7 protein-coding genes are annotated in these 8,558 nt (G+C 68.7%); all 7 read right to left on the bottom strand.

Annotated elements, in window-relative coordinates:
* Positions 1 to 1,452 (bottom strand): ABC transporter ATP-binding protein (locus CCN72_RS05420; protein ID WP_086806547.1); only part of this gene is annotated, 1,452 nt, incomplete at its 3' end.
* A complete protein-coding gene (locus tag CCN72_RS05415) occupies positions 1,449 to 2,534 on the bottom strand; it encodes an ABC transporter ATP-binding protein (protein ID WP_086806546.1) in 1,086 nt (361 codons plus the stop codon). The genes CCN72_RS05420 and CCN72_RS05415, both read right to left, overlap by 4 nt.
* A complete protein-coding gene (locus CCN72_RS05410; protein ID WP_037657192.1) occupies positions 2,531 to 3,538 on the bottom strand; it encodes an ABC transporter permease in 1,008 nt (335 codons plus the stop codon). Before CCN72_RS05410 ends, CCN72_RS05415 begins: the two co-directional genes overlap by 4 nt.
* 72 nt (positions 3,539 to 3,610) lie before the next feature.
* On the bottom strand, positions 3,611 to 5,359 hold the full coding sequence (locus CCN72_RS05405; RefSeq protein ID WP_346077065.1) for an ABC transporter substrate-binding protein: 1,749 nt from the start codon (positions 5,357 to 5,359) through the stop codon (positions 3,611 to 3,613).
* A 54-nt stretch (positions 5,360 to 5,413) separates the two neighbouring features.
* Positions 5,414 to 6,412: an ABC transporter permease gene (locus tag CCN72_RS05400; protein WP_037657188.1), complete on the bottom strand. Its 999-nt coding sequence runs from the start codon at positions 6,410 to 6,412 to the stop codon at positions 5,414 to 5,416.
* Positions 6,413 to 6,709: 297 nt separating this feature from the next.
* Positions 6,710 to 7,522, bottom strand: coding sequence for an enhanced serine sensitivity protein SseB C-terminal domain-containing protein (locus CCN72_RS05395; protein WP_086806545.1), 813 nt, complete (start codon positions 7,520 to 7,522; stop codon positions 6,710 to 6,712).
* A 92-nt stretch (positions 7,523 to 7,614) separates the two neighbouring features.
* On the bottom strand, positions 7,615 to 8,400 hold the full coding sequence (locus CCN72_RS05390) for an enhanced serine sensitivity protein SseB (protein WP_086806544.1): 786 nt from the start codon (positions 8,398 to 8,400) through the stop codon (positions 7,615 to 7,617).
* Between the last annotated feature and the right edge of the window lie 158 nt (positions 8,401 to 8,558).

Raw genomic sequence — 8,558 nt, 5'->3', positions numbered from 1 at the left:
CGGCTTCGGGGACTTGGGGGCGTCGTCGGCCTCAGTGCCGGGCTCGGGCTCGGCGGCGGGCTCGGGCTCGGCGGCGGGCTCGGGCTCGGACTCCGCGGCGGCCTCCGGCTTCGACTCCGGCTTCGACTCCGACTCCGACTCCGGCTCCGGCTCCGGCTCCGGCTCCGGCTCCGGCTCCGACGAAGTCTCCTTCGCAGCCTCGGACTTGGCCTCAGGCTCGGCCTCGGTCTCCGCGGCGGCGGGCTCCGGCTTCGCGTCGGTCGCGGGCTCCGGCGAAGTCTCCGTGACGGCCTCGGACTTGGCCGCGGCCTCCGGCTCGCCCGTCAGCACCGCGTCCGGCACCAGCTCCGACGCCTCCTTCGCCGCCGACAGCAGGACCGTGTCCTGCGGGGCCTGGTCGGCGAAGTTCTCCGGGTGGTGGCAGGCGACCCGCTGGCCCAACTTCAGCTCGACCAGCTGGGGTTCGGTCGTCCGGCAGATCTCCGTCGCCTTCCAGCACCGGGTGTGGAAGCGGCAGCCCGACGGCGGGGCGATCGGCGAGGGCACATCGCCGCGCAGCAGGATGCGCTCGCTCTTCTGGCCCCGGCGCTTGGTGTCCGGCACCGGCACCGCCGACATCAGCGCCTTGGTGTACGGGTGCATCGGCGCCTCGTACAGGGCGTTGCGGTCGGCCAGTTCGACGATCTTGCCGAGGTACATCACCGCGATCCGGTCCGAGACGTGCCGAACGACGGAGAGGTCGTGCGCGATGATGACGTAGGTCAGGCCCAGCTCCTGCTGGAGGTCGTCCATGAGGTTGACGACCTGGGCCTGGATCGAGACGTCCAGCGCGGACACCGGCTCGTCGGCCACGACCAGCTTCGGCTTCAGGGCGAGCGCGCGGGCGATGCCGATGCGCTGGCGCTGGCCGCCGGAGAACTCGTGCGGGTAGCGGTTGTAGTGCTCGGGGCTCAGACCGACCAGTTCGAGCAGCCGCTGGACCTCCTTCTTCACCCCGCCCTCGGGCTCGACGCCCTGGAGCCGGAACGGCGCCGAGACGATCGAGCCGATGGTGTGCCGGGGGTTCAGGGAGCCGTACGGGTCCTGGAAGATCATCTGGATGTCGCGGCGCAGCGGACGCATCTCGCCGGTGGACAGCCGGGTGATGTCCTGGCCCTCGAAGGAGATCGAGCCGCCGGTCGGGTCCTGGAGGCGGGTGATGACCCGGCCCATGGTCGACTTGCCGCAGCCCGACTCGCCGACGACGCCCAGGGTCTCGCCCTTGCGCACCTCGAAGTCGATGCCGTCGACGGCCTTCACCGCGCCGACCTGGCGGCGCAGGATGCCCTTCTTGATCGGGAAGTGCTTGGTCAGGTTCTCGACCTTGAGCAGCACCTCGCGCTCGTCCGGAGCCGACGCCTGCTCGGGTACCGCGGCCTTCGCGGCGGTGTCCGTCTTCTTCGTCTCACTCACAGCTTCGGCGCAATCTCTTCGGTCCAGATCCGCTCACGGTCCTCGGCCGGCAGGTGGCAGGCGGACCAGTGTCCGGCGCCGACCAGCTGGAGCTCGGGGCGCACCGTGCGGCTGACGTTCTCCGCGGGGACGTCCGCGTACGGGCAGCGCGGGTGGAAGGCACAGCCCGAGGGGACGTTGATGAGGCTCGGCGGCTGGCCCTTGACCGGGATGAGCCGTTCGGAGGTCTCGCGGTCGATGCGGGGCATCGAGCCGAGCAGGCCCCAGGTGTAGGGGTGCTGCGGCTTCTCGAAGACCTCGGCGGCGGCGCCGCGCTCCACGCACCGGCCGCCGTACATCACCAGGACGTCGTCGGCGATCTCGGCGACCACGCCGAGGTCGTGCGTGATCATGATGACCGCGGAGCCGAACTCCTTCTGGAGGTCGCGGATCAGGTCGAGGATCTGCGCCTGGACGGTCACGTCGAGGGCGGTGGTCGGCTCGTCCGCGATGAGCAGTTCGGGGTTGTTCACCAGCGCCATGGCGATCATGGCGCGCTGGCGCATACCGCCGGAGAACTCGTGCGGGTAGCCGTCGACGCGCTTGGCCGGCTCGGGGATGCCGACGCGGTCGAGCATCTCGATGGCGCGGGTGCGCGCTTCCTTCTTGCTGACCTTGTGGTGCACCCGGTACGCCTCGACGATCTGGTCGCCGACCTTGTAGTAGGGGTGCATCGCGGACAGCGGGTCCTGGAAGATCATCGCCATGTCGCGGCCGCGGAGCCTGCGCACCTCGTCCGGGGAGGCGCCGACCAGCTCCTTGCCGTTCAGCCAGATCTCGCCGGACATCCGCACGTTCTTGCCGCGCGGGCCGAGCCGGTGCAGGCCCATGACGGCGAGCGAGGTGACGGACTTGCCCGAGCCGGACTCGCCGACGATGGCGAGGGTCTTGCCCTTGTCCACCGAGAAGGAGAGCCCGTCGACGGACTTGACGATGCCGTCGTCGGTCGGGAAGTGCACCTTGAGGTCGCGGACCTCCAGGAAGGCCGAGGGCGCCATGGCGGTGGTTCCCTCGCCCGTTTCGGTCTTGGAGAGTTCGGTCACGAGAGCCTCACCCGCGGGTCGGCGGCGGCGTAGAGCACGTCCACCAGGAGATTTGCGATGACGACGAAGATGGCGGCGAGCAGGGTCACACCGAGGATCTTCGGCAGGTCGTTGTCGGTGATGCCCTGCACCGCGTACTGGCCGACGCCGGGCAGCGAGAACACGTACTCGGTGATCACCGCGCCGCCGAGCAGCAGACCGACGTCCATGCCGAAGACGGTGATGATCGGGGTGAGGGCGGCCCGCAGACCGTGCCGTACGACGACCGTGCGTTCGGGCAGGCCCTTGGAGCGGGCCGTGCGGATGAAGTCCTCGTTCATCGTCTCCAGCATGCCCGAGCGGGTGAGCCGGGCGTAGATCGCGGAGTACAGCAGTGCCAGCGAACACCACGCGGGGAACAGGGTGTTGGCCCATTGCGCGGGGTTCTCGGTGAACGGGACGTAGGTGCGGCCGAAGATCGGCCAGGTGTAGGTGAAGAGCAGGATCGCCAGATTGCCCGTGAAGAACATGGGCAGCGAGACGCCGGCGAGGGCCACGCCCATGAAGGTCCGGTCGAACAGCGAGCGCGGCTTGAGCGCGGAGATGACACCGACGGCCACACCGGAGAGCAGCCAGAGCACGGCGGCACCCACGGCAAGAGAGAGGGTGATCGGGATACGCGAGGTGAGCTGCGACCAGACCGCGACGTGATCCTTGAAGGAGTAGCCGAAGCAGGGGACGTCGCAGTGCACCGTCTTGGGACCGAGGTTGTAGTCGGTGCCGACCACGATGCCCTTGATGAAGTGCCAGTACTGGACGTAGAGGGGCTGGTCCAGACCGAGGTTGTGCTTGACCGCGGCGATGTCCGCCTTCGACGGGCTCTTTCCGATGTACTGCTGCGCCAGTTGATCCGCTGACTGGCCCACGAGCCGTGGCAGCAGGAAGAAGATGGCGAAGGTGACCGCGGTGACGACCAGCAGCAGGATCACTGCCGCGAACGTCCGGCGGAGGATGTACGAGATCACGGGGACCGGCGCTGGTGCCCGCGGGCGGCGAAACCCGCGGGCACCAATGCCTTCACCTGCCTTCCGGGGCTGCTACTTCTTCGTGGTGCCGAGGTTGAGGTAGTCGTACTGACCGCTGAAGGCGGCCGTGGAGACCACGTTGGTGGCGTACGGCGAGCGGTACAGCAGAACCTTGAAGTAGGTCAGCGGGACCAGGACGGCGTCGTCCATCGCCTGCTTGTCGATCTGCGCGTACAGGGCGTTGCGCTTGGCCGTGTCCGGCTCGGCGATCGCCTGCGCGAGCAGGTCGTCGACCTTCTTGTTGGTGTACTGCGACAGGGCGGTGTTGCCGGACTGGCTGATCGCCTTGCTGTTCAGGATCTGCTGGAGGAAGCCGTAGCCGGAGGGCCAGTCGGCACCCCACTGCATCATCATCAGGCCGATGTTCTGCTTCTCGGTGAACTTCGGCACGCCCGCGTAGTCGGTGAAGTACTTGCCCGCCGGGTACTGCTTCAGCGTGGCGTTGATGCCGACCTTCTTCAGCGAGTTGATGATCGCGGTGGCCGCGTCCACCTCGCCCGGACGGTCGGAGCGGGCCGTGATGTTGGTGTTGATCGTCTTCTGGCCGCAGGCCTTCAGCTGGTCCTTGGCCTTGGCGACGTCGCCCTTGTTGCCCGGGGTCGCGTAGGCGTCCGCCTTCTGGTAGCCGGTGATGTCCGGCGGCAGGACGGTGGAGGCGATGTCACCGCGGATCGGGCCGCCCATGGCGGTCTGCACGGAGACCTTGTCGATGGCGTACTCGACGGCCTTGCGGCAGGCGACGTTGTCGAACGGCTTCAGCTTGGTGTTGATCGCCGCGTAGACGAGACGGCCGCCGTAGGCGTTGTCGGTGCTGGCCTTGCCGTCCGCGGAGTTGAGCAGGTCCGCCTGGGTGGAGGCCTGGACACCGGTGCCGCCGAGGTCGACGGTGGCGTCGCCGGACTGGAGGTCCTTGTCGATCGTGTCGGGGTTGACCTTCAGGTTGACCACGATCTTGCTGGCCAGCTGCTTGCGCAGCGGGTCGGTCTTCGGGTCCCAGTTCTTGTTCGGGACCAGCACGGCCTGCTTGCCGTCCTGGTAGCTCTGGAACTGGTACGAGCCGGAGGACACGATGTGCTTGACGTAGTCGACGCCGTCGTCCTTGGACTGCGGCACCGGGGCCGTCTCCGGCGTGGCGACCAGGTAGTCGAACTCCTGGAAGGCACGGTTCAGATGGAAGACGATCGTGGTGGCGTCCGGGGTCTCGATCGAGGACAGGCCCTTGGCGCTCTTGTCCTTGTAGGGACCCTTGTACTTGTCGCCGTCCTTCATGTACTGCTGGAAGTAGTTCGGGCCCAGCGAGAGCACGTCACGCGCGAAGTTCGACCGCTCGACGGCGTACTTGACGTCCTTCGAGGTGATCGGGGTGCCGTCCTGGTACTTCAGGCCCGAGCGCAGCTTGTACGTCCAGGTCTTGCCGCCGTCGCTGGAGACGCCCTTGCTCGCCGCGAGGTCCGGGACCAGGGTGTTGCCCTTGGAACCGGGGGCGGGCTCGAACGTCATCAGCGGACGCGCGTACAGACGGCTGAAGTTGTACATGTACGCGTAGTACGTGTTGCCCGGGTCGAACGAGTCCGGCACGTCCGACATCTCATAGGTGACGGTGCCACCCTTTTTGTCGGACGCGTTGACGACGCTCTTGGTCGCCACGTTGGCGCCGGCCGCCTTCGGAGTGTCCTTGTTGTCATCGGCCTTGCTGCAGCCTGCGAGCAACAGGCTTGCGGAGCCGATGGCCGCGACCGCGGCCAGCGCTGACCTTCGCATGATGGTCTGCTTCCCCTCCATTGATCGGAAAACTTGGGTGAGCTCTCTGGCTGCCTAGCGGCTGCGCGGGTCGAGAGCGTCGCGGAGACCGTCGCCGAGCAGGTTGAACGCGAGGACGGTGATGAAGATGGCGAGGCCGGGCACGATCATGTACTGGGGATCGACCTGGTAGTAGGTGACCGCTTCGCGGAGCATGCCGCCCCAGGAGGCCTGCGGGGGCTGGATGCCCACACCGAGGAAGCTCAGGGAGGCCTCGAAGAGGATGTTGGTCGGGATGAGCAGCGTCGAGTAGACGATGATCGGGCCGACCAGGTTCGGCATCAGCTCGCGGAAGAGGATGTACGGGGCCTTGGCACCCATACCGCGGGCCGCGTCGACGAACTCGCGCTCACGCAGGGCCAGGGTCTGGCCGCGCACGATCCGGCCCAGATAGGGCCAGTTGAAGAAGCCGATCACGAAGATGAGCACGCTGAGGTGGAGCGGCAGACCGTTCAGTCCGAAGGCGCCGCCCTGGAGCGTTGCGGAGATCGCGATGGCGAACAGCAGCAACGGGAAGGCGAGGAACGTGTCCATCAGCCGGCTGATGATCGAGTCGACGCGGCCGCCGTAGTAACCCGCGATCACGCCCATGATCGCGCCGATCACATTGGACAGGATCGTGGCACCGAAGGCGACGACCAGCGAGACCCAGGAGCCCTCCAGGATGCGGGTGGCGATGTCCCGGCCGAACTTGGGGTCCACACCGAGCGGGTGGTCCAGGCTCATGCCGCCCATGCCGCCCTTGGGCAGCGAGGTGTCGGGGACGATCAGGTCCTGGTGGAAGGCGTTGGGGTCGAGGCCGAAGGCGGCCTGAAGGGGGCGCGAGAGGATGGCCAGCAGGATCAGCAGGATCACGATGACGCCGCCGGCCACGGCGACTCTGTCCCGCTTGAAGCGGGTCCAGGCGATCTGGCCCAGGGAACGACCCTCGATCTGCCCCTTGTCGGCTCCCGCGAGCACAGCCTCAGGCTGCGCCTCGGCTGCCGCCCCGGTGGTCTCGATCGGTGCGGTCACGATGTGCGACCCCTCTCGCCGGTGGTGACCGGCCTGCGCTGCCGCGGTTTGCGGCTTTGTCGACTTGCAAGCGAACACGAGTTCTTACGCCTCGTGGTCTGAGTGGGGAGTCTTCAGCGTCCTTGCGATCACTCGCCAGAGCTGACGGTGAAAGTATGCGCAACCGTGATGCACTGCGGAGGATTCCGTTATCCGGACAGTGGGTAACGGCTCCCGGACACGGGCCAGTTGGGACACAACGCCGTAATGCCGCGGTTCGGGAGGTAGGGCCGGAACAGCGCCGGAAGCGGCGGAACCTCAGTAACCGCCGTGCACCGGCGGATAGCCGTAACCCGGCGCGGGGGCCTGGAGTTGGGGTGCCGGGCGGCCGGCGGGGGCGGCGACGTGGGCCTCGCGGTCGTAGAACGGCCGGGCATGGGCGCGCATCCACATCACGACCGGGTCGTGGTCGTCGGTCAGCGCGACTGTGGAGACGGGCAGGCCCTCGGGGACGGCGCCGACGGAGCGCTGCATCATCGCGCGCACCGAGTCGACCGCGGCGGGCGAGGTCTCGTACAGGTCGAGACCGATGGCGAGGTACGGCGCCCCGAGCGCGGGCTGCACCCAGGCGCGGCGCAGCGAGCGCAGGGCGGGGGTGCGGTGGGCGTGCTGCGCGATCAGGGCGTAGAACTGCGGGATCTCGATGCCGGGTTCGGTCAGCCGCAGCGGGCCCGCGGGCTGCCGGTCCAGGCCGGTGGCGATGCGGCGCAGGTCCAGCCAGGGGATGCCGACACCGCCGCCGGGGGCGTGCGGATTGAGCCAGAGACCGTAGTGGTCGGGGTAGAGGGTGCGGGCGACGTCCAGGCCGTCGACCACTTCGTACGAGCGGTTCCAGCCGCTGGCGGACAGCTCCTGGGCGGAGGTGACGCACGGCGCGTAATGGCAGCCGTCGACCTCCATGTCCCCGTACTGGGCGTCCGGGGAGCCGGCCTGGCCGTGCCACAGCAGCATCCAGATCTGGCCGGCGGAGGGGGTGGCGAGGGCGCGGAGCAGGGCCTCGTAGGCGTCGTAGCGTCCGGGCGTGACGTGGCGGAGCGTGTGTTCGACGCTTCCGCTGTGGGTGGCGCTCACCTTGTCATGCCCTTCTTCTCCCTCGTGCCCCGCGTATGAAGACAGCTTATGCGCCGATGGGCACGGGGCCCGTTGTCCGTTCGCCCAGGCCCCTAGCGGATGTAGAAGGGTCGGACGCTTGACTTCAGCCATTCGGCCACCGGGTCGTCCGTCACGTCCAGCAGGATCAGGTTGACCGGCCAGGCGGTCGGGACCCGGCCGAGGGCGCGGCCCAGGGCCTCCAGGGGCAGGGCGCGGAAGTCGCCCTCCCACTGGGAGAGTTCCACGCCGACGAACATGACCGGGTCGGCGTTCTCGATCGCGGCCAGGCAGCGGCGGGCGGTGACGACCACGCCGGTCGCGGCGAACTCGGCGGAGGCGGCGGAGAGGAAGTCGACCGGGTCGTCCTGCCAGTCGGGCTCGAACAGCCGGACCCGGCCGCCGGTGGCGGGGCCGTCCAGCGGGGTGTGTCCGGCACGGCACAGCTCGGCGACGGCCTCCGGCGGGAGCGGGATGCCGACGGTGCCGCCGGGGTTCACCGCGATGCCCGCCTGCGGGGGCAGACCGCGGGCGAACTCCACGGCCGGGGCGACGGTGTACGCCATGGGGGAGCCGACGGCCTGGCGGAACTGCTCCTCGGAGCTGAACACCGGGACGAACACCTGGCCGTCGATGTCCAGGGTGGGCAGGTCCAGCGGGCCGCTGCCGGGGCCGCCGCCGGCCGGCAGCGGCACAAGGACGAAGCTGCGGCCGAGGACCTCGATGATCCGGCCGCCCGCCGCGGGTATGCCGAGGGAGGCCGAGAGCACCTCCTCCAGCTCATTGCCGGGCCACCCGCCGTGCGGGTGGGGGTGCGCCTGTGCCGGGAAGTCCGCGGGAATGTCCGCCGGGAAGTCCATCTGCCTACCGCCTGCCGGGAACCACTGTTGTGACCATGAAGGCTAACGGGTACCGGTGACAGAGCCGTACTCCGTGAACACGATCCGCTGTACGGCGTCCGCCGCGGGCTGCGGCTCCGCGGTGCTCCTCGACCGCAGCCCGCGGCGGACGCCGTACA

Source organism: Streptomyces murinus, from assembly GCF_002154555.1.
In the GTDB taxonomy this organism is placed as follows: domain Bacteria; phylum Actinomycetota; class Actinomycetes; order Streptomycetales; family Streptomycetaceae; genus Streptomyces; species Streptomyces murinus.
Note: the sequence above shows the minus strand (reverse complement) of the source record. Positions and strands in the feature narration are given on the sequence as shown.

What these genes read in the sequence shown, in the direction of transcription:
- CCN72_RS05405 (WP_346077065.1), bottom strand. Translation starts at nt 5,359, where the DNA reads ATGCGAAGGTCAGCGCTGGCCGCGGTCGCGGCCATCGGCTCCGCAAGC.
- CCN72_RS05390 (WP_086806544.1), bottom strand. Translation starts at nt 8,400, where the DNA reads ATGGACTTCCCGGCGGACATTCCCGCGGACTTCCCGGCACAGGCGCAC.